Genomic DNA, 22,864 nt, shown 5'->3' on the forward strand with positions numbered 1-22,864 from the left:
AATGGCGGTAGATTTACTACTAGGTTTACAATGGGGAGATGAAGGCAAAGGAAAAATTGTCGATGTATTAACCTCCAAATACAATATTATTGCGCGTTTTCAAGGTGGGCCAAACGCAGGACACACCTTAGTATTTAACGGTAAAAAACACGTATTACATACTATTCCTTCAGGGATTTTTCATGACGAAGCAACAAATTTAGTTGGTAACGGCGTCGTAATAGACCCTGTAATATTTAAAAAGGAATTAGATAAATTAGAAGAACAAGATGTAGATTACAGAAAGTCGCTTTTAATATCTAGAAAAGCACACATTATTCTACCAACACACCGTTTACTAGATGCAGCGAGCGAAACCTCTAAAGGGAAAGCTAAAATAGGTTCTACGTTAAAAGGTATTGGCCCAACATACATGGACAAAACAGGTAGAAACGGGTTACGTGTTGGAGATTTAGAATTAGATGATTGGAAAGACAAATACAGAGCTTTAGCAAATAAGCACGAAGCCATGATTGCCTTCTATAACGTAGACATACAATACAATCTAGAAGAATTAGAAACAGAATTTTACGAAGCGGTTAAGGTTTTAAAATCGTTAACATTTATAGACTCTGAAGAATACATATACCAAGCACAAAAAGCAGAAAAATCTATACTAGCAGAAGGCGCGCAAGGCTCTCTATTAGATATCGATTTTGGAACCTACCCATTTGTAACGTCGAGTAATACAACGGCAGCTGGAGCTTGTACAGGTTTAGGCGTAGCTCCAAATAAAATTGGAGATGTTTTTGGTATTTTTAAAGCCTATACAACACGTGTAGGTTCTGGGCCATTCCCAACAGAATTGTTTGATGAGGATGGGGCAACTATGGCAAAAGTTGGGCACGAATTTGGGGCAACAACAGGACGTCCTAGACGTTGCGGTTGGTTAGATTTAGTAGCCCTTAAATATGCTTGTCAAGTTAATGGTGTAACACAGTTAATGATGATGAAAGCCGATGTATTATCTGGTTTTAAAACATTAAAAGTATGTACAGCTTATAATTATAAAGGAGAGACCATTTCACATTTACCATATAATATAGAGCCAGAAAACGTACAACCAATATATACAGACTTTAAAGGTTGGGCAGAAGACCTAACCGAAATGAGTGAAGCATCTCAATTACCAGCAACACTAAATGAATATATTGCCTTTTTAGAAAAAGAATTAGAAATTCCTATCACAATAGTATCTGTTGGACCAGACAGAAAACAAACTATATTTAGATAAACTCTAAAAACATAATTTAAAAAACCTATTGGAAGTTTCCGATAGGTTTTTTTTATATCTTAGAACCAACCAAAATATCCCTATCGCTATTTATGAATTTAGATCAACTTAATTTTAACATATTTAATATCCTCATTATATCTGGTGTATTACATGGTGTCATCTTTAGTTTCATTGTCTTTTCTCAAAATAAAAAATTAAAAAAAAGCACTCTATTCCTTGGGTTAACTGTATTATTTTTATCCTTGAGTAACTTTCAATATTGGTTAATAGATGTCGGTTTTTCTAAGTACTATTCCTTTCTTAAATATATTTTTATACCATGGCATTGGCTAATTTTACCAATGTTCTATTTATATGTCTACAAATTAACACACACTACAAAAATTAAACTTAAAAGATATATTTTACTAATACTTCCTTTCATATTGGTATTATTAATTCATTTAATTCAAATAGTTTATAGTTTTTTTATTAATCCAAAGTATTTAATTCCTTCACATTTTAAAGTAGGTATATATATCTATCTTGAATTGTTTTCAATATTATTCAATATATTAATCATTCTCCTTACCTTTAAAATGATTAATAGCTATGAAAAAGATACTTCTTACAATATAAAAGGAGTAAGGAAAGAAACTATATGGCTCAAAAAACTAATTTATACAGGACTCATTATCTGCATTTGTTGGTTAATAGCAATAATCATAGTAATGATTTATAATTTAGATGAATCCTACTTTTTTTACCCTATGTGGCTAGGTATATCTGTATTAGTATATTGGATAGGTTACGTTGGGCTTACAAAATCTAAACTACTTCAAGAAAGAATAGAGCTTAGAGAAAAAAGAAAAAACACTACTGTTAAAAAGGAAGAAGAAAAAAAAGAAATAAGTTCTAAAACTAAAGCTTTTGAAAAATTAGAAAACGAAATTATAAACAATAAAGCTTACTTAAACCCAAAACTAAGTTTAGAACAACTATCTAATACTTTAAACTTAAATGAAAGTTATATTTCGCAACAAATAAAACTAAACTCAAATATGAGTTTTAACGATTATATAAATAATTTAAGAATTAAAAATGCAAAACAGATTTTAGGGAATAAAGATTACGATAACTACACCATAGTATCTATTGGCTTAGAATCTGGTTTTAATTCTAAATCTAGTTTTTATACAGCATTTAAAAAATTCACTAATAAAACGCCAGCACAGTATAAAAAAGATGTCCGAAATCTTTAACTTTATAAAAATACTGGACTGCAACACTTATAACTATTAGTACTATTGTTTCATTAACAATAATTAAAAACACAATACAGAATGAAACAAAATATTGTAAAAACACTATTACTTCTCACGCTTACAGTTATTCTTTTTAATTGCGAAAAAGAGGATAAACTTACAGTAGAAGACAACAGTAATAACATAAAAAAAACTTTTAATGTCTCTAAAATTAATACAGCAGCAATATTCTCTAACTCGAATGTAAAAAATAAGTTAGAAACCATATCTAAAACAGTTAATAAACAAACACAAAATAAAGAGGTTATGTCTAGTGAGCATGGCTTTACTATAAATACAGAACAAGCCACTTATATAGAAAACACAGCAACCAACTACCATTCTTATACCTTTCCTATACAAAGACCTATAGAAACAGAATACCTTGAAAATTTAGTGCTTTCCTTACAAAACAATGGTACTTACAAAATAGCTTTAACTAAATACAATATAACAGCACAAGAAAAACAATTAATACTAAATGAAGGTGCTGTTAACTTAAAAGACAAGATTACTATTACTTATATAGAGGATGAAAACTTAATAAGCAATTTATTAAATAAAGCAACAACTACAGAGCAGTGTTTAGTTTACGACTACAGTTATGGTGCCTGCGACAACGGGGACACTTACATACATGGCCCTCAACCTTTTGCAAATGGCGGTATGTGTACGGGTTCTACGCAAACAATTATAGGCGCAAGTTACGATATGGATTGTCTAGATGGTATTAGCATGGATAATGGCTCTCCAGGTAGTGGTACAGATAGCACCAATACAGGAACAAGTACTAATAACCAAACCGATAATGGAGGAGCAGACCCAACGCACATAGTCGTTACTGCCCCTATCGTTTTACAACCATGGCAACAAGTAGTTTCTTGTTTAAATACAATTAGTGAAACAGGTAGTAATGGGTTTACCCCAGAAATGGCTACTTGGTTACAGGCTCAACCAAAAGGTATTGTAAATCAGATTAATATTTTCTTGCAAGAAAATAGCTGCAGTGACAGCACTAAACAATTCACCATTAATGCCATAAATTCCATAATAAACCAAGAAACCTCTTCTTTTGAGGAATATTTCACAATTGAAAATATAAACCCAGATTGCGAAAGTTTTAACTATTCTCAAGTAGGCTCTACAGTTTGGCAATGTGCAGCGGTTTCTAATATTCATGAGTTATTTTTAATACTCAATATAAACTGTACAGGGTTTGATTGGGGGATCTTTACTCAACCCTTATACTTCCAACTACCTGTAAACACACAATTCCCTTTATCTTCAGGTGTAACTCAGACACAGTCAGCTGTTTTATTACAATTAGGTTTTGAAGCATTTGATAATTGGTATCAAGAAAATGGCTGCAACACAACTTCTACAGCAATGGAACAAACTCTTTTAGATTATATAAAAGATGAATTTGAATATTACGGAGGAAATGTTACCTTAACACCTCCTTTAGGTTTTTCAGGAACACCAAGTCCTTACAAGACTTCATGGTTCGGTTATGGAGACTGCTTGTAAACATGTAATTATGAAATATCTTTTTAAATTTTTTATAGCTTTAAATTTTATAACTTGTTATTCTCAAATTGATATAATGACAAACAATAGTGTCTTAATTCTCAATAAAAAACTATTAACAGAAGAGTTTAATAAATATAGTCCATTCTTCAAAAAAATCACAAGTATTGAAGCTGGAAAAATGGGAATATACCCAAGACTCAATTATTTATATAAAGGAAAAAACTTACTCTTTCTAAATAGAGAGGTAAAAAAACTAGCTATAGAAGTTTTGGATGGTAAAATAAATAGAATTCATTTTGAAATCGTTTATAATCAAGAAGATAAAATAACAAATGAATTAATAAAACTATATGGTTATCCAACAGGTGGTCGTATGAACCCTAGCTTACCTAAATTAAAGGACTCTACAAAAAGTAACACAGACTTATCAAACTATAATTACGAAAATTTTTCTGCATTATCATGGAGTAGAAAAGAAGAAGCTAGTTATATTTCTGTTACTAATTTAAAACATAATGAATATTTTATAAATAAAATGAACACACTCTGGATTCATTTTGCTTTAAAAAAGTCCATAAAACAACAAACTAAATCATAATCTATGTGAGTTTATTTTCTTCTAAATTCGCATTAAGATTGAATAATAAAAGATTATGGTATGTTTTTTCACTCACATATTTTTTGTGTGTTAGACCACTACATTGAGTAGAACTTTTAAATAGAATTTTAATACTCATCCATTTAATAACTTTCATTCATGCTTCACATAAAAACTTTAAAAATAAAACAATGAAACACATAGCATTCTTAATCCTTGTTTTAATTTCTTCTTATGGTTATTCTCAAGAACAAGATTTTAGTAATTGGAAAGATCATGAAGTAAAAAAATATGAAAAACTAAAAGCTTTAGCTCATTATGTTAATAACAAAAAAACAAATGAAATATCTAAAGACACATTATTAAAAAGATATATATACTTTGACTATGTATTAAATGATACATTAAAAAATAGAAAAGAAAAAAGAATTCAAAAGTTTGATACTTTATTTTCTTTTTTTAGAAAACCAATTGACAGTCTAGGCATTAACAATATTGATGTAAAACCAATTCGATTTTTCACAAATCATGATATATATAAACCTTTTAAAAATCAACTAAAAGCCATTGAAGAAAACGTTTTTGTTTACTTTAAAAAGGGGAACCCAAATGAACCTTTAAAGTGTTTACTTTTCGAAAACGAAACAAATAAACTAGCAGCTTGGATATTACTAGATCAAGGCGGCTATAACTATTTTTTAACTTTTAATTTATTTTAAATAAAGTAACAGCTACAAAGCAACATATGGTTTACAACCATAGTTATAGATATGTAATAATAGAGACACTTATATAAAAATAGCAACTACTAGTAGTTCTCCTTCTCCTTAAAGCACATGTAATTAATAAAAAAATGAAATGAAAAAAATTTCAATACTTATAATTATAACAATTCTATCATTATCCTGTAAAGAAGAAACAGAAAAAGAAATGATAGAACAATTCGCTATTGACTTATTCAATAATCAAATTAAGCCAGAAACTATTGTAGAAAAATACATCTATATTTCAAAAGAGCTAGATACAAAAATACCATACAAAAAACGAAAACAAGGCTATGCTGAATTAATTAAAGAAACTAGAGCAGGAAAAGGTATAGATGGAGTTTGGGTCTATCCTAATATACGCTTGAAAGCTATAAAAACGCCCAGAGCATATTTGTATGAAGAATACAGTAATTTAAGTACAGTAAAAATTAATAACATAGAAACTATTAAAGATAGGGTTTATGTAATATTAAACACTAAAAAGACAAAGATTCTAGCATACATATTGTTAAACAAAACAAAAAACAAAATACTATCTTTAAGTCTTTTAGGAAAAGACAATACAGCATATTTTATTCAATTATAATTATAACCCTAAACTAAATAACATATTTAACGTTCTTGTTTTTAGGTTAAAATTAAGATAAACCTAGATTAAAAATATCTTAATACACAATGTCAACTCATTATAATCATTATTTTTGCTCAAACTATAAATTTTGAAGCATATTAAATTCCTATATACCATTGTTTTTGTTTTTGCATTTACCATACTAAACAATGCACAAGCACAACAACGCAAAAACATAGAAATAAAAGACTCTGGAGCTTTTGGTTCTAAAGACGAAGCAAAATTCCCTGGAGCAAGCATACTAACACGAAGCGATGCAGGGCAAGTGCACGTATTTCATGACGGTATAGACATGTGGTGCGATCAAGCAGTTTTATATGGCAAAGAAAACTTTGTAGAAGCCTACGGTAACGTTATCATGAAACAAGGAGACACTATACAATTGGTGGCTAAGTATGCAGAATACAGTGGTAAAACAAAACTAGCATTTGTAAAAGGAGAAGTCGTATTAACAGAACCTAGCTCTACCTTAACTACCGAAAAATTGTATTTTGATCGTGCAAAACAAGAAGCCTATTATAACGATTTTGGACAAGTGGTTAGAGACTCCTCTGGTACAATAACAAGTACAGTAGGCCGTTATTACATGAATGCGAAAAAATACCGCTTTTTAAATACCGTTAAATTGGTAAATCCAGAATATGTACTAACAACAAATCAATTAGATTTTTATTCAGAAACAGGACACGCCTACATGTATGGCCCATCTAAAATTGTTGGAGAAACTAGTACCATTTATTGCGAACGTGGTTTTTATGATACCAATAACGATACAGGCTATTTTATTAAAAACTCAAAAATTGACTACGATAATAGAGAAGTTAAAGGAGACAGTATGTATTTTGATCGTAAACGAGATTTTGCATCTGCTTCAAACAACATTAAAATTACAGATACAATAAACAATAGTATAATAAAAGGACATTATGCCGAGGTCTACAAATCTAAAGACTCAACCTTTATAACCAAACGCGCTTTAGCCATTTCTGTGCAAGAAAAAGATTCTATTTACATGCATGCAGATACTTTAATGGTAACAGGAAAAGAAAACAACAGAATTACTAGAGCTTATAGAAATGCAAAAATTTACAAATCGGATTTAAGCGGTAAAGCAGATTCTGTACATGTAAATCATCAAACAGGCTTAACCAAATTTATAAACCTAGCTAAACTAGCCCCTAAAGACCCTTTTGCCCCACCAAGAAAACCAGTACTTTGGAGTATAGAAAACCAAATAACTGGAGACACAATACATTTAAAATCTAACCCAGAGACAGAGAAACTAGACTCTTTAATAGTCTTTAACAATGCCTTTTTAATAAGTAAAGATACTATAAGCGATGATGGTTACAGTCAAATAAAAGGGAAACGACTCGTTGGATTATTTGATAAAAACAATCAATTAAGTAACGTAAATATCTATAAAAATGCAGAGTCCATTTTCTATTTAAGAAATGAAAAAGACGAACTAATAGGTATTGACAAAGCCACATCTGCTAATATAGAAATGCTTTTTGAAAATGGAGATATTGTAATATACAAAAGGCTTTTTGAACCTGGAGCCAAAACTTATCCAGAAAAAGACATCCCTGTTAATGCTAGAAAATTAAAAGGATTCGATTGGAGACCAGAAGAACGTCCAAAAAGTGTAGAAGACCTTTTTAGCGACGATCCACCATTAAATTTACCAACCATAAAAGGCTTAGCCCCTTTTGTTCCAGAAGAAGAGTTTTTTGATGAAGACCTATTAAAACGTGTAGAAAAAGCAGATGCCGAAAGCAAACCCAAAATAAGAGTTGGAGATACAAAAGAAGTAAAACCCGCAAAAGCATCAAGACAAATTCCTGAAAAATTTGTAAACCCTAAACTAAAGAACAAACCATTATTAAAAACAGACACAAAACCAAAAACCAAACCAAAAACTAAAGATAAAAAGCCTATTATTTCAGCGAAAGAATAAATGACTAACGATTTCTTTAAATACCAAGCGCAAACAACACCACATCCGCTAGCAAAAGAAATTTCGCATGCAGAGGGTTCTTATATATTTGATACTAATAATAAAGCCTATTTAGATTTTGTTGCAGGTGTTTCAGCTTGTAGTTTAGGGCACAGACACCCAAAAGTAGTTTCAGCTATAAAAGCACAGCTAGACAAGTATTTACATGTTATGGTTTACGGGGAATACATACAACAACCCGCCGTAGAACTTAGTAAAACGTTAGCAAAACATTTACCTGCCCCTTTAGAAAAGACCTATTTGGTAAACTCAGGAACCGAAGCTATAGAAGGTGCTATAAAACTAGCACGTCGTGCAACAGGAAGAAGCCAAATAATAGCCGCACATAATGCCTATCATGGCAATACAATGGGATCGTTAAGTTTAATGGATTATGAAGAACGCAAAGCACCATTTAGACCCTTATTGCCAGACGTAAGCCATATTACCTTTAATTACGAGCCACATTTTAAACACATTACAACAAAAACTGCCTGTGTTATCTTAGAAACCATACAAGGAGGTGCAGGCTTTATTGAACCAAAAAATAACTACCTAAAAAAATTAAAAGCACATTGCAAAACCGTAGGAGCACTTTTAATACTAGACGAAATTCAACCAGGTATTGGAAGAACTGGTACCCTATTTGGTTTTGAAAACTACAACTGCATACCAGATATTCTAGTAACAGGAAAAGGTCTTGGAGGAGGCATGCCTATAGGCGCCTTCACTGCATCAACACAACTTATGGAGACCTTACAAGACAGCCCAAAATTAGGTCATATAACCACCTTTGGAGGCAACCCAGTAATTGCAGCTGCAGCATTAGCAACCCTAAAAGAAGTGACAGAAAGTGACTTAATGTCACAAGCCTTAGAGAAAGAACAATTAATAAGGCAACATCTACAACACCCACTAATTTCAGAAATTAGAGGAAAAGGATTAATGTTAGCTGCCATAACACCCACGGCAGAAGTAGCCAACCTAGTTATACTAGAAGCCCAAGACCATGGATTAATCCTTTTTTGGTTATTATTTGAAGCCAAAGCCATACGCATCACCCCTCCATTAACTATTTCTAACGAAGACATCATTAAAGGCTGTGGCATTATTATTGCTATTCTTAATAAAATTGAGCATAAATAAGCTTCAAGTAACACTTTAATTATCAAGTAAAAAACATCTAAAAAAAGCTTTCAATCATAGAGTTGTTGATTACTTTGTTAAAAACATTGTCTAAAACAACACTAAAAAAAGCAATGAGAACGTTACATTTATTATGAAGTTATACGTTTAATTGATTAATAGTGCTATTACAATTAAATCCTAGAAAAAGTGCCTATGGAATTTAGTCAAGACAGAAATAACAACTTATCGTTAACAAAATTTGAATCGATGTTAAAAACAAACAATGTGTTGTTTTTTGACTCGAACGAATTTGAAAACATAATACATCATTACCTTAATCAAGGTAAAGTAGCGCTTGCAAAAAAAGCTATAAAACTAGGGTTAGAACAACACCCATCCTCTATAACATTAAAACTTTTTAAAGTTGAAATATTTGTTTTTGAAAACAAACTAAAAGAAGCTAACGTACTCTTAGACGAGCTACATGATTTAGAGCCTACAAACGAAGAAGTATATATACAGAAAGCAAATATTCTATCTAAAGAAGACGATCACGAAAAAGCAATTGAAGTTCTTAAATACGCATTACAATTAGCAGACGACAATGCCGATTTATACTCTTTAATTGGTATGGAGTATTTATTTCTAGATCAATTTGAAAATGCTAAAAGTTATTTTATGAAATGTCTTGAGGAAGACCTCGAAGACTATTCTGCTTTATACAACGTTATATATTGTTTCGATTTTCTTGATCAAAAAACGGAGGCAATAACCTATTTAAATACTTATCTAGACAAGAACCCATACTGCGAAGTAGCTTGGCACCAATTAGGAAGACAATATTTTGAATTAGAACTCTACTCGAAAGCATTAAATGCTTTCGATTTTGCTATCATTTCAGACGATACTTTTGTTGGGGCGTACCTTGAAAAAGGAAAAGTGTTAGAAAAACTAAAACGTTACAACGAAGCTATAGAAAACTATAGCATTACATTAAAACTAGAAGACCCAACCTCTTTTGCCTTATTAAGAATAGGAAACTGTCATGAAAAATTAGGTCAAGAAGATTTAGCCGTTCAATATTATTATAGAACAGTACATGAAGACCCTTTATTAGATAAAGGTTGGATTGCTATTACTAAATTTTATAGTAGAAAAAAGAACTATCAAAAAGCACTCTATTACATTAACAAAGCCATAAATATAGATAGTGAAAATGTTATCTATTGGAAGCTATATGCACAAATAAACCATAAATTAAACTTTCTTGAAGAAGCAGAACGTGGACATAAACGCGCTATAGAATTAGGTAATTACGAACTAGACACTTGGTTAATTCGCGGAGACCTTTTAAATGAATTAGGAGAACCAGAAGCAGCCACATTTAATCTAATACAAGCAGCAGAATTCTACCCAGAAAATGCCGAAATAGAATTTCGTTTGGCAGGATTATATTTTACTTTATTAGAAACAGAAAAAGCAACATATCACCTTAAAAACGCGATGCGTTTTAATCCAGATCATATTATTATTTTAGAAGAACTTTTTCCAGAAGTATACCACTCCACTACAGTAAAAAAATTACTTAAAAACTAAATATATATTATTTAGTTTTTAAGTTTACAATAATACTCAATATAAATAGTTTGCTTTTTTTATTCAAAAAAAACAGGCCTTCTTAAACAAAAATTTAACCTTAAACAAAACTAAGGGTATAACTAAATTTGCATACCTTTGAAACATAACTAATCGAGAGTTTTTTTTAAAAATATGCAAAGACGTTTATTAGATTATTTTATTATTGCATTAAAAGGTGTAGCAATGGGTGCTGCAGATGCAGTTCCGGGTGTTTCTGGAGGAACGATAGCTTTTATATCGGGTATTTACGAAGAACTAATAACAACAATAAGTAACGTAAATTTATCCTTATTTAAAACACTTCGACAGCAAGGAATAAAAGCATTTTGGGCACAAATAAATGGTAATTTCCTTTTAGCATTATTATCTGGTATTATTATCAGTTTTGTATCATTCATGCGCCTAGCAAAATACTTAATAGAATATCATCCAGTATTAATTTGGTCTTTCTTTTTTGGATTAATAGTTGTAAGCATCTATTTCATTGGAAAACAAATTACCAAATGGAATTTATTAACTGTAATAGCATTAATTATAGGTGCTGGTATTGCTTTTTACATTACAAGTCTGCCATCATTAGCCGCAAATACCAATCCTTATTATCTGTTTTTTGCAGGAGCTTTAGCCATTTGTGCCATGATATTACCAGGTATATCAGGATCATTTATATTAGTAATACTAGGAGCTTATAAAACATTAAGTGATGCCTTTCATAATTTCGATATAAAAAAAATAGCCATATTTGCAGTAGGAGCATTAGTTGGTTTATTAAGTTTTAGCCATGCCTTAAAATGGTTATTTAAAAACTATCGTAATACAACATTAGCAATACTTACTGGGTTTATTTTAGGATCTTTAAATAAAGTTTGGCCATGGAAAGAAACCCTATCTGTAATGGATGATGCCACAGGAGCTATTGTACCATTCTCTAATGTTTCAAATTTAGGAACACTATCAGTATTTCAAAAAAACACCAACAACTTTGAATCCTATAAAACAGTAATGGAACAAAGTATTTCTCCATTTACTTATTCTAAATTAAACACTACAGAGCATCAACTAACATTTGCTATTATATTAATGATCACAGGATTTTTAACTATTTTCATACTAGAAAAAATAGGAAGCAAAACAAAATAATGCGAAACACTAGAACAGTAACAGATAAACTTTTTTTAGTCTTTAAAGGGCTGGCCATGGGAGCGGCAAATAAAGTTCCTGGGGTTTCTGGAGGTGTCGTAGCTTTTGTAGCTGGTTTTTATGAAGAATTTATTTATTCTTTAAAACATGTAAATGGTACTGCTTTTCGTTTATTATTTAATGGACGCTTTAAAGCCTTTTATAAATACATAAATGGCTCCTTTTTAAGCTTATTATTTCTAGGGATGATAATTAGTTATTTTAGTGTTTCTAAAATTTTAGACTACCTCATTCAGCACTACCAATTATATGTTTGGAGTGTATTTTTCGGAATGATAATAGGCTCCATTTACTACATGAGTAAAGACTTTAAAGATTGGAGACTTACAACCATTTCAGCATTATGTATCGGGGCAGTACTAGGTTTAAGTATCAGTTTTTTAGATCCAGCAATGGGAAATGACAACTTATGGTTTGTTTTCTTCTGCGGAATCATTAGTGTCTCTGGTATGACGCTACCAGGCTTTTCTGGCTCTTTCATTTTAATTTTACTAGGTAACTATGTTCTACTATTAGTAGACTCTGTAAATGCTTTATACGATACTGTATACGAAGTTTTCGGTGGTAATTTTAGTTTTACAGAAAATGCAGAACGTATAAGAATGCTAAAAGTACTTGCTTCATTTACCTTAGGCTCTGTAGTAGGACTCGTTAGTTTTTCGCATGTTTTAAACTATATTTTAAAACATTATAAAAGTATAACCATGACCTCCATTATAGGTTTTATTATTGGCTCTTTAGGAGTTGTATGGCCATGGAAAGAAACTATATATAAAACACAAGATAACGGACAATATATATTAGACTCTACAGGCAAACAGATTATAGAGAATTATAAACGTTTTATTCCCGAATTAAATACAGAAACAGGTTTGGCAATACTATATATTATATTAGGAATAGCCATTGTATTAGGTCTAGAACTCTACGGTAAAAAGATGAAAAAACACAATGCGTAAATTTGGTTTAATAGGAAGAAATATAGATTATTCTTTTTCAAGAGAATATTTTAAAGAGAAGTTTAAAAATGAAAAGATAACCGATGCCACCTATGTAAATTTTGATTTAGAGGTTATATCTCTTTTCGATATACAAACAAGGCAAACCCCAAATCTATCAGGATGTAATGTTACCATTCCATATAAAGAAACAATTATACCTTATTTAGATAAACTTAATAAAACTGCAAAAAAAATAGGTGCTGTAAACACTATTAAAGTTAGTAAAAAAGGGAAATTTATAGGTTACAATACAGACTATTATGGCTTTAAAAAAACATTACAACCGCATTTAAAAAAACACCATAAAAAAGCTTTAATCTTAGGCACAGGAGGAGCCAGTAAAGCAGTAGCTTACGCTTTAAAGCAACTAAACATAAAATATAGTTTTGTCTCTAGAACAGCTTCAAAACAATCAAAATACACCTACAATACACTTTCTATAAAAAACATTACAAAACATACAATACTAATTAACTGTACACCATTAGGCACGCATCCAGACGTAGATGCTTGCCCTAACATTCCATATGAAGGAATTACAGATAAACATATTCTGTTCGATTTAATATATAACCCAGAAGAAACTATTTTTTTGAGTTTAGGAAAACAACTTGGCGCAACAGCTATTAATGGGTATAAAATGTTAGAATTACAAGCCGAAAAATCATGGCGCATTTGGAATAAATAGATTAGTAATAATTAAATAAAAATGATTACTTCTTCTTTCATTATTTATTTAAAATCATGTATATCGTTATAAATAATGAACTTTTACTATCTTTAACGTCTAATTTTTTGAAAAAACCTTAAACATTTAATAAAATGTCAGAGCAAGATAACCTGCAAAATGCAGATGGAAAAAACGAAGTTAACGAGATAGAAAACATATCTAAAGATACCGTTTCAAACGATCAAGAAACATCGCAAAACCCTACTAATGAAACAACTACCAACGCAGAAGACACATCTACCGAAACAGAAAAGTCTTTAGAAGTTGAAACCTCTGCAAGCATAGATGATGCAGTCATTAATGAAATTGACGATGCAAATGCAGAAGATGCAGAAGACGAAGGAAATAGCGAAAGACATACTATAGAAGAGAAAGATTACCACTCAATGTCTTTAGATGAATTAGTTATCGAGCTAGAAAAATTAGTAAAAAACGAAAAAGTACAAGCCATTAAATCTCATGTTGATGGTATAAAAAATGAGTTTAACACTAAATTCAACGCATTACTAGAAGAGAAAAAAGAAGAGTTTTTATCGCAAGGTGGAAATGTAATCGATTTTCATTACAGTAATCCATTAAAACGCAGTTTTAATGACACTTTTAAAGAATACCGTTCTAAACTAAATGCACACTACAAAGGCATAGAAAAAAATCTTAAAGATAATTTAGAAACTAGACTACAAATCATAGAAGACATAAAAGCATTAACGGCTAATGATGAGTCTATGAATACAAAATATAAGCAATTTAAAGACATTCAAGAACGCTGGAAAAATGCTGGTCCTATACCACGAGACAAGTATAATAATGCATGGAATAGTTATCACTTTAATGTTGAAAAATTTTATGATTTATTACATTTAGATAGAGACCTTAGAGATAAAGATTTTGCACATAACCTTGATAAAAAAACAAAAATTATAGAGCGTGCAGAAGAATTAGCTCAAGACGATAACATTAATAGATCCTTTAGAGAGTTACAAGTATTACACAAGCTTTGGAAAGAAGACTTAGGACCTGTATCTAAAGAACACAGAGAAGTTATTTGGGAGCGCTTTAAAGCAGCAACCAAAGTTATTAACGATAAAAGGCAAGACTATTTTGCTAACCTAGACAAACTATACGAAAAAAACCTAGAAGTTAAACATGGTATTATTGCTAAGATTGAAGAGAAATCTAATGAATCTATTAAGTCTCATAGTGGGTGGCAAAATGCTATAAAAACGATTGAAGCACTTAGAGAAGAATTCTTTAAAGCAGGTAAAGTACCTATTAAAGTTAATGAAGCCACTTGGGCTAAATTTAAAGATGCTGTAAGAAACTTTAATAAAAAGAAAAATGCTTTTTATAAAGATTTAAAGAAAGACCAATTTGCTAACCTTGAAAAGAAATTAGCTTTAATAAAAATAGCTGAAGACAATAAAGACAATGAAGACTTTGAAGCGACAACGCCTTTAATGAAGAAAATTCAAGGCGATTGGAAACGTATTGGTCATGTGCCTAGAAAAGATAGCGACAAAATATGGAAACAATTTAAAACAGCATGTAATGCTTATTTCGATCGTATTCATGCAAAACGCAATGCTGCTAGTGAAGAAGAAGAAAAAGCGTACACAGAAAAAGAAGCCCTTTTAGCAGAAGTTAAAGCTGTAAAACTGGCTGGCGAACAAAAAGCAGATTTAGCCACAATAAAAGACTACATCTCTAAATGGAAAGCTATTGGGCGTGTACCAGGAAAAAAACGTAAAATTGAAGGCGATTTCAATACAGCTTTAGACGGCTTATTCAAAACATTAGACATGAATAAGAACGAAGTAGAAATGATTAAGTTTGAAAACAAACTTCAAGACCTCTCCACTGCAAGCGACTCTAGAGTACTAGACAACGAACGTTCGTTTATTAAAAAGAAAGTAGATGAAATTAAAGGAGAAATAAACCAATTAGAGAATAACCTATTATTCTTTAAACATGCAGATGATAAAAATCCTTTAGTAAAAAGTGTTCACGATAACATAAAGAAACACAAAGAATCTTTAGTGATTTGGAATAATAAACTAAAGAAAATTAAAGAACTATATAAACAACCTAAACCTGCTACTGAAAATTCAGAACCAGAAGCTTAGGCTAATTAAAAAAAATAATTTGTATTAGTGTATAAAAAAATCCTTCTTGTATAAGAGGGATTTTTTTAGTTATAATTAAGTTTTTTATAACATATACAAAATATAAACTTAAACAAACTAATACCTCCCAGTTTAAAATATATACTACAAACTCACTTTTTAAGTAGTTTTTTTTAATATTAGAAAGAATACACAAACTATAATTATTCACTTAAACACCTAAAAACCAAACATTTTATATAATATACACAAAGATTTATACATTATTTCAAGTATTTTCAATTAAAAATTGCAATTAATGGAAAAATAAAATCTTACTTCTTTTCTAAGCATGTTTGTTATATTTTTAAAATTAATCTAATTAATTAAAAAACATACATGAGACTGTCCTTAACTTTAGCATTCGTTTTATTGCTTTTAAATGCCTGTAAACCCAAAGAACAAACAACTACAAATAATCTTGAAGAAACAAAACAAGATTACACACAATATGTAAATCCTTTTATTGGAACAAGTAAAATGGGACATGTATTCCCAGGAGCAACTGCACCATTTGGGATGGTACAATTAAGCCCACAAACAAATTTTGAAGTGATGTTTGATGAAGATGGGAAATACAACTCAGAAACTTACGAATATTGTGCTGGTTACCAATATAGAGACTCTACTATTATTGGTTTTGCACATACAAATTTTAGTGGTACTGGACATTCAGACTTAGGAGATTTTCTAGTTATGCCTACAACAGGAAAGCTAACACTAGAGCCTTTAAAAACAATAACAGGCGAAAAGGGATTTTATTCTACATTTTCGCATAAAAAGGAAACTGCGTCTCCAGGTTATTATCAAGTAGACTTAGATAGTTATAATATTAAGGCAGAACTTACAGCTAGTGAGCGTGTTGGATTCCATCAATACACTTTCCCAAAGTCTAACAATGCACATATTATTTTAGATATGGTTTATAATGTTTACCATCATGATAATAAAAATGTATGGACTTTTATTCGTGTAGAAAACGACTCATTAGTAACTGGCTACAGACAAACCAAAGGTTGGGCTAAAACAAAAAAAGTATTTTTTGCGATGCAATTTTCTAAACCATTTAAAAGCTACGGACATAAAAAATATGATACCGTTAAGTATGATGGTTTTTACAGACGTTTTAATCAAGAAGAAAACTTCCCAGAAATAGCAGGAAAAGACATTCGTGCATATTTTAATTTTAATACTACTGAAGGTGAAAAAATTAAGATTAAGTTTGCCTTATCTCCTGTAAGTACGGCAGGAGCCCTAAAAAACTTAAAAGCAGAAATACCACATTGGGACTTTAATAAAACCCATGAAGCCACAAAAGAGAAATGGAATAAAGAGCTTTCTAAAATTGAAGTAACAACGCTAACTGAAGACAATAAAAAAACATTTTACTCTGCCTTGTACCATACTAACTTATCCCCTATTTTATATGAAGATGTCGATGGACAATACAGAGGGTTAGACCAAAACATACATACCTCAGAAGGATTTACAAACTATACCATTTTTTCGCTTTGGGACACTTACAGAGCACTTCACCCTTTATTTAATATTACCCAACCAGAGCGCAATAATGACATGATAAAATCTATGTTAGCCCACCATGATGAAAGTGTACATAATATGCTACCAATATGGAGCCATTATGCAAATGAAAATTGGTGCATGATTGGCTATCATGCAACATCTGTAATAGCAGATGCAATGGCAAAAAACGTAGGTGATTTTAATTATAACCGAGCATTAAAAGCCTCTGTAAACACAGCTAATGTAAAATACTTTGACGGTTTAGGAGATTATATAAATTATAAATATGTTCCAGAAGACAAAAGTCATTCTTCGGTTTCTAAAACCTTAGAATATGCTTATAATGATTGGTGTATTTCGCAAATTGCAAAACAAATTGGAGAAACAAAAACAGAAGAGGAATTTGCAAAAAGAGCAACATACTATAAAAATGTTTACGACCCAACTATTGGCTATATGCGTCCAAAATTAGCTAATGGTTCATTTAGAGATAACTTTGACCCAATGGATACCCATGGACAAGGTTTTATAGAAGGTAATGCATGGAATTATGGATTATATGTTCCTCAAAACATAGAAAACATGATAGAAATGATGAAAGGGAAAGAACATTTTTCTCAGCATTTAGATTCATTATTTACCATGAAAATAGAGGATAAATATATTGAAAAACATGAAGATATTACCAGAGATGGTATTATTGGAAACTACGTACATGGTAATGAACCTGGGCATCACATACCATACCTTTACAACTGGACAGGTCATCCAGAAAAAACTCAAGAACGTGTACGAATGATAATGGATACAATGTACGATTCTAGTGTAGAGGGATTATGTGGTAATGATGATGCAGGACAAATGAGTGCTTGGTATATTTTTAGCAGCCTTGGGTTTTACCCCGTAACGCCGGGATCTCCTAATTATGCTTTAGGTAGCCCGTTAGTAAAAGAAGCTACAATACATTTACAAAATGGAAAAACGTTAACGATAAAAGCCAATAACCAAAGTAAAGAAAATGTCTATGTAACTAAAGTATCTATAAACGGTAAAGTGTTAGAAAACAACACAATATCTCATAAAGACATTATAAATGGAGGAACACTAGTTTTCGAGATGAGTAATCTACCTAACATAACACAATAGTTACTACATTAAGAATGTCATAAAAAAACCAAATCCTACTTCCTGAGGGAGGAAGTAGGATTTTGGCCCCTAACTAAACTAACCGATTATTTCTTTTTCGCTTAATAAGAAATAATTCTATTGTTAAAATGACACCATTTTTAAGTTTATGCTATTAACCAATTCTCTATGAAAGTTTTGATGTCATTTGTTTTATATACGCATCAAAAACAATTTTGGATTATTTAATATTAAAAAAATTAAAGTTTTTTTGCCTCCTCCCAAAAAATATCCATTTCTGCAAGAGTCATATCCTTTAAATCCTTATTCATTTCTTTTGCTTTGGCTTCTAGATATTGAAAGCGTTTAGAGAATTTTTTATTAGTACGCTCTAAAGCATTCTCTGGATTTATTTTTAAAAAGCGAGCATAATTTACCATAGAAAATAAAACATCGCCAAATTCATCTTCTATAGCATCTGTATCTCCCTTTGCAACTTCTGTTTTAAATTCTTTTAACTCCTCCTCTACTTTCTCCCATACTTGCTCTGGCTTTTCCCAATCGAAACCTACGCCTGCAACTTTATCTTGTATTCTATTTGCTTTTACTAAAGCTGGTAAACTTTTGGGCACACCTTCTAACACACTAGTTTTTCCTTCTTTTAATTTTAATTGTTCCCAATTACGTTTTACATCTTCTTCATCTGTTACTTTTACATCTCCATAAATGTGTGGATGTCTATGTATTAGTTTTTCGCAAATACTATTACAAACATCGGCTATATCAAAACTATTAGTTTCGCTACCTATTTTTGCATAAAACACTAGGTGCAGCATTAAATCTCCAACTTCTTTTTTAACCTCATCTAAATCGTTATCTAAAATAGCATCACCAAGTTCGTATGTTTCTTCTATGGTTAAATGGCGTAACGTTTCCATGGTTTGTTTTTTATCCCATGGGCATTGCGCTCGTAACTCGTCCATAATAGTTAATAAACGATCGAAGGCTTTTAATTGGTCTGCTCTACTATTCATTGTATCTAATTATTTTAGCAAAAATACTACTTACTATAAAGTTTTCTAAAGAAACGAGCCTATTAAAATTAAGATTTTAATAGGCTCGTATGTAAATTTATGTCTAAGGTTTTAACCTCTATTGCGGTCCATCTGGATCATGCATTCCATCGTCATTTCCTGGCAGGCAATTTTGATCTTGAAATTCTATTACCGTTGAGTTTGATCCTAAATCATACCCAATTCTATTTCTAGAACCACAATTACGAACTGGATCTGACCATTCTGACCATTCGCCCCATATAATTCCATTTTGAAGTTTTAAAGTTGTAATCTCTAAGGATTCAATTTCTGGTTTTACAGTATCTACAGTTGTAAAACTACATAATAGCACAAGGGCAGGGACAATGAATAATTTTTTCATGTTTAATATATTTTTATTGCTGTGCTAAAGAGAATAAAAAGTAGTCTAAGATAGAAAAAACATTTAGCAATAATACAATTTAGCATAAAAAAAATCCAGATTTATTAATAAATCTGGATTTTTTTTATGCTATTCCTTAAAACCTTATTCTTCTTCGTCTGAAGTAACAACTTCTTCTTCAAGATTTAATAAATTATTTTTCTGTAGCATATTATACCATTGCACTACTTTTTTAATATCGCTAGCATAAACTCTATCTTCATCATAATCTGGTAATACTTCAAAAAAGTATTCTTCTAGTTTATCTTTACCATCTTTATGGCTAATGCTTGTTTGCCCGCCATTTTCTTTAGCTTCTATTTTTTTAAACACCTCTCTTAAAGGCACTTCTTCTGTTAAAGTATAAATAGCTATTTCACTTAAAATACTAACATTTTGTTGTATTCCTACCGAAATCTTACGATTGTCTATTAGTGATTCCGCAATAAAACCTCCACGTGTTTGTGTTACTAATTGGTATAATCCTGGCTTTCCTGCTATTGCTAATATTTTATCTAATCCCATATTTATTCTTTTTTAAGGATGGCAAATATCTAGTGTTCGCTCCTTTTAAACAAATTTTATCGTTTCTTTTTTTGATTTGGAAAACGCATTCTATAATCTATCCCTACTTTTCCTTTAGAAATATTGGCTAGTTTACCTTTTATTAAACGTTTTTTTAATGCCGACAGTTTATCTGTAAACAACACACCTTCAATATGGTCGTACTCGTGTTGCACTATTCTTGCTGCTATTCCTGTTAACTCTATAGTGTGTTTTTTAAAATCTAAATCGTAATATTCAATTTTTACATTTGGTTTTCTAAACACATCTTCTCTTACATCTGGAATACTTAAACAACCTTCGTTAAATGCCCACTCTTCTCCTGTTTCTTCTAAAATTACAGGGTTTATAAAAGTATGTTTAAAGTTATTTAAGTAATCGCGTTCTTCCTGGCTTAACTCTTTATCTTCTGCAAATGGAGAAGCATCTACAACAAATAAACGAATAGATAATCCTATTTGCGGTGCAGCAATTCCTAAACCGTATGCGCCATACATGGTTTCGTGCATATTGTCTACTAATTCTTTTAAATTAGGGTATTCTGCTGTTATTTCCGTTGCTTTTTTCTTTAAAACAGGATCGCCATAAGCGACTATTGGTAATATCATTACATTAAAATTTATCTATTATACAGGTAACTTTGCAATATTATTGTGGCACTAATTTCGTCTACTAATGCTTTATTTTTTCTCTGCTTCTTTTTTAATCCGCTACTTATCATGGTTTGCATTGCCATTTTAGAGGTAAACCGTTCGTCTACTCTTTTAATGGGAATTTGCGGAAAAAAAGTTCGTAACTGACTTATAAAAGGCGCTATTAAAGCTTCGCTTTCGCTAGCTTCATTATTCATTTGTTTAGGTTCCCCTATTAAAAATAACTCTACCGCCTCTTTATTGGTGTACGTTTTTAAAAATTCTAATAACTCTTTAGTAGGCACAGTTGTTAGTCCAGAAGCAATAATTTGCATATCGTCTGTTACCGCCAAACCGGTTCTTACCTTACCATAATCTATTGCTAGAATTTGAGCCATTATTAATTTTTGTGCAAATTTAAGGTTTAATTAGTACATAATAAATATTATGCCAAATTATAAATTGAAACTATATTTGCGTCAAGGATAGCGCAATTTGTTAAAGCTCTTTTTTGTACTTGGTTTGATATAATGGTTTAATGTAAAATATATTCTATAAAATAAATATAGCTTTGTTTTTTTATGAAACTGTTACAATTAAAAAAGTAAGCTGTAATAGCCTAACCTTTAGGGCATACCCCTAAAAATAAAATTATACGATTTTTAACCTGCGTAAGGGATAATAAATAAAATTGAAATGAACGATTTACAACAAATTATTGAAAATGCTTGGAATGACAGAGCATTGTTAAACAACGACGAAACGACTACTGCTATTAGAAAAGTAGTGAGTTTATTGGACGAAGGTACACTTCGTGTAGCTGAGCCTACTGCAAATGGCTGGCAAGTTAATGAGTGGGTAAAAAAAGCTGTGGTTTTATATTTTCCTATTCAAAAAATGGAAACGCTTGAGGTTGGTATTTTTGAGTTTCATGATAAAATTCCTTTAAAAACGGGTTATAAAGAAAAAGGGATTCGTGTTGTGCCTCATGCTGTGGCTAGACATGGTGCTTATATTTCGGCTGGTACTATTTTAATGCCTAGTTATGTTAATATTGGTGCTTATGTAGATGAAGGGACTATGGTAGATACTTGGGCTACTGTTGGTAGTTGTGCACAAATTGGAAAAAATGTGCATTTATCTGGTGGTGTTGGTATTGGTGGTGTTTTAGAGCCTTTACAGGCTGCTCCTGTTATTATTGAAGATAATGCGTTTATAGGGTCGCGTTGTATTGTTGTGGAAGGTGTGCATGTAGAAACCGAAGCGGTTTTAGGTGCTAATGTAGTTTTAACGGCTTCTACTAAAATTATTGATGTTACTGGTGACGAACCTGTAGAAATGAAAGGTCGCGTGCCTGCTCGTTCTGTAGTAATTCCTGGTAGTTATACAAAATCTTTCCCAGCGGGCGATTATAATGTACCTTGTGCTTTAATTATTGGTAAGCGTAAAGAGAGTACTAATAAAAAGACCTCTTTAAATGATGCGTTACGTGAGCATAATGTAGCCGTTTAGTGTTTAGTCTTACGCTGTATCAAACTATGTAGGAGATAAAATATAAGCTCCAAGTTTTAAAGTTTTTCTTTAATCTTGGAGCATTTTT

20 protein-coding genes are annotated in these 22,864 nt (G+C 31.1%); 15 read left to right on the plus strand and 5 right to left on the minus strand.

Annotated elements, in window-relative coordinates:
• Nucleotide 1 precedes the first annotated feature (1 nt).
• The 14 genes from ACVC08_RS02240 (at nt 2) to ACVC08_RS02305 (ending at nt 18,613) form a co-directional block, all read left to right on the plus strand.
• Nucleotides 2–1,273 (plus strand): adenylosuccinate synthase, encoded by a 1,272-nt coding sequence (locus tag ACVC08_RS02240; RefSeq protein ID WP_452596777.1) that lies wholly within the window; start codon nt 2–4, stop codon nt 1,271–1,273.
• 581 nt (nt 1,274–1,854) lie between these two features.
• Nucleotides 1,855–2,517, plus strand: coding sequence for a helix-turn-helix domain-containing protein (locus ACVC08_RS02245; protein WP_452600841.1), 663 nt, complete (start codon nt 1,855–1,857; stop codon nt 2,515–2,517).
• A gap of 81 nt (nt 2,518–2,598) precedes the next feature.
• Entirely contained in the window at nt 2,599–4,086 is a 1,488-nt protein-coding gene (locus ACVC08_RS02250; protein WP_452600842.1) for a hypothetical protein, read from the plus strand.
• Between the two features lie 76 nt (nt 4,087–4,162).
• Nucleotides 4,163–4,687, plus strand: coding sequence for a hypothetical protein (locus ACVC08_RS02255; protein WP_452600843.1), 525 nt, complete (start codon nt 4,163–4,165; stop codon nt 4,685–4,687).
• A 191-nt stretch (nt 4,688–4,878) separates the two neighbouring features.
• Nucleotides 4,879–5,406 carry a hypothetical protein gene (locus ACVC08_RS02260; RefSeq protein WP_452600844.1) on the plus strand — a complete coding sequence of 176 codons (528 nt, stop codon included), beginning with the start codon at nt 4,879–4,881 and terminating at the stop codon, nt 5,404–5,406.
• 139 nt (nt 5,407–5,545) lie between these two features.
• A complete protein-coding gene (locus tag ACVC08_RS02265; RefSeq protein ID WP_452600845.1) occupies nt 5,546–6,040 on the plus strand; it encodes a hypothetical protein in 495 nt (164 codons plus the stop codon).
• A 133-nt stretch (nt 6,041–6,173) separates the two neighbouring features.
• Nucleotides 6,174–8,045: an OstA-like protein gene (locus ACVC08_RS02270; RefSeq protein ID WP_452600846.1), complete on the plus strand. Its 1,872-nt coding sequence runs from the start codon at nt 6,174–6,176 to the stop codon at nt 8,043–8,045.
• Complete coding sequence (locus tag ACVC08_RS02275) at nt 8,046–9,230, plus strand: aspartate aminotransferase family protein (protein WP_452600847.1); 1,185 nt, start codon at nt 8,046–8,048, stop codon at nt 9,228–9,230.
• A gap of 195 nt (nt 9,231–9,425) precedes the next feature.
• On the plus strand, nt 9,426–10,808 hold the full coding sequence (locus tag ACVC08_RS02280; protein WP_452600848.1) for a tetratricopeptide repeat protein: 1,383 nt from the start codon (nt 9,426–9,428) through the stop codon (nt 10,806–10,808).
• A 174-nt stretch (nt 10,809–10,982) separates the two neighbouring features.
• Nucleotides 10,983–11,990 (plus strand): DUF368 domain-containing protein, encoded by a 1,008-nt coding sequence (locus tag ACVC08_RS02285; protein ID WP_452600849.1) that lies wholly within the window; start codon nt 10,983–10,985, stop codon nt 11,988–11,990.
• Nucleotides 11,990–13,009: a DUF368 domain-containing protein gene (locus tag ACVC08_RS02290; protein WP_452600850.1), complete on the plus strand. Its 1,020-nt coding sequence runs from the start codon at nt 11,990–11,992 to the stop codon at nt 13,007–13,009. The genes ACVC08_RS02285 and ACVC08_RS02290 overlap by 1 nt, the downstream gene beginning before the upstream one ends.
• Entirely contained in the window at nt 13,002–13,739 is a 738-nt protein-coding gene (locus ACVC08_RS02295) for a shikimate dehydrogenase family protein (RefSeq protein ID WP_452596784.1), read from the plus strand. The genes ACVC08_RS02290 and ACVC08_RS02295 overlap by 8 nt, the downstream gene beginning before the upstream one ends.
• Before the next feature lie 134 nt (nt 13,740–13,873).
• The gene (locus tag ACVC08_RS02300) at nt 13,874–15,904 is read left to right on the plus strand and encodes a DUF349 domain-containing protein (RefSeq protein ID WP_452600851.1); all 2,031 of its coding nucleotides are present in this window, start codon (nt 13,874–13,876) and stop codon (nt 15,902–15,904) included.
• Between the two features lie 378 nt (nt 15,905–16,282).
• Complete coding sequence (locus tag ACVC08_RS02305) at nt 16,283–18,613, plus strand: GH92 family glycosyl hydrolase (RefSeq protein WP_452600852.1); 2,331 nt, start codon at nt 16,283–16,285, stop codon at nt 18,611–18,613.
• 239 nt (nt 18,614–18,852) lie between these two features.
• On the opposite strand, the gene mazG is transcribed toward ACVC08_RS02305, so the two are convergent.
• From mazG to ruvX, 5 genes are all read right to left on the minus strand, one after another.
• Nucleotides 18,853–19,626, minus strand: coding sequence for a nucleoside triphosphate pyrophosphohydrolase (gene mazG / locus ACVC08_RS02310; RefSeq protein WP_452600853.1), 774 nt, complete (start codon nt 19,624–19,626; stop codon nt 18,853–18,855).
• A 118-nt stretch (nt 19,627–19,744) separates the two neighbouring features.
• Nucleotides 19,745–20,029, minus strand: coding sequence for a hypothetical protein (locus ACVC08_RS02315; protein ID WP_452600226.1), 285 nt, complete (start codon nt 20,027–20,029; stop codon nt 19,745–19,747).
• Nucleotides 20,030–20,173: 144 nt separating this feature from the next.
• On the minus strand, nt 20,174–20,593 hold the full coding sequence (locus ACVC08_RS02320; RefSeq protein WP_452600854.1) for a DUF5606 family protein: 420 nt from the start codon (nt 20,591–20,593) through the stop codon (nt 20,174–20,176).
• A gap of 56 nt (nt 20,594–20,649) precedes the next feature.
• Nucleotides 20,650–21,240, minus strand: coding sequence for a peptide deformylase (gene def / locus ACVC08_RS02325; protein ID WP_452600224.1), 591 nt, complete (start codon nt 21,238–21,240; stop codon nt 20,650–20,652).
• An 11-nt stretch (nt 21,241–21,251) separates the two neighbouring features.
• Nucleotides 21,252–21,662 carry a Holliday junction resolvase RuvX gene (gene ruvX / locus ACVC08_RS02330; RefSeq protein WP_452600855.1) on the minus strand — a complete coding sequence of 137 codons (411 nt, stop codon included), beginning with the start codon at nt 21,660–21,662 and terminating at the stop codon, nt 21,252–21,254.
• Nucleotides 21,663–21,960: 298 nt separating this feature from the next.
• On the opposite strand from ruvX, the gene ACVC08_RS02335 reads away from it, so the two are divergent.
• Nucleotides 21,961–22,776 carry a 2,3,4,5-tetrahydropyridine-2,6-dicarboxylate N-succinyltransferase gene (locus ACVC08_RS02335; protein ID WP_452600856.1) on the plus strand — a complete coding sequence of 272 codons (816 nt, stop codon included), beginning with the start codon at nt 21,961–21,963 and terminating at the stop codon, nt 22,774–22,776.
• The last annotated feature ends 88 nt before the right edge of the window (nt 22,777–22,864 follow it).

The organism is Pontimicrobium sp. MEBiC06410, from assembly GCF_053601615.1.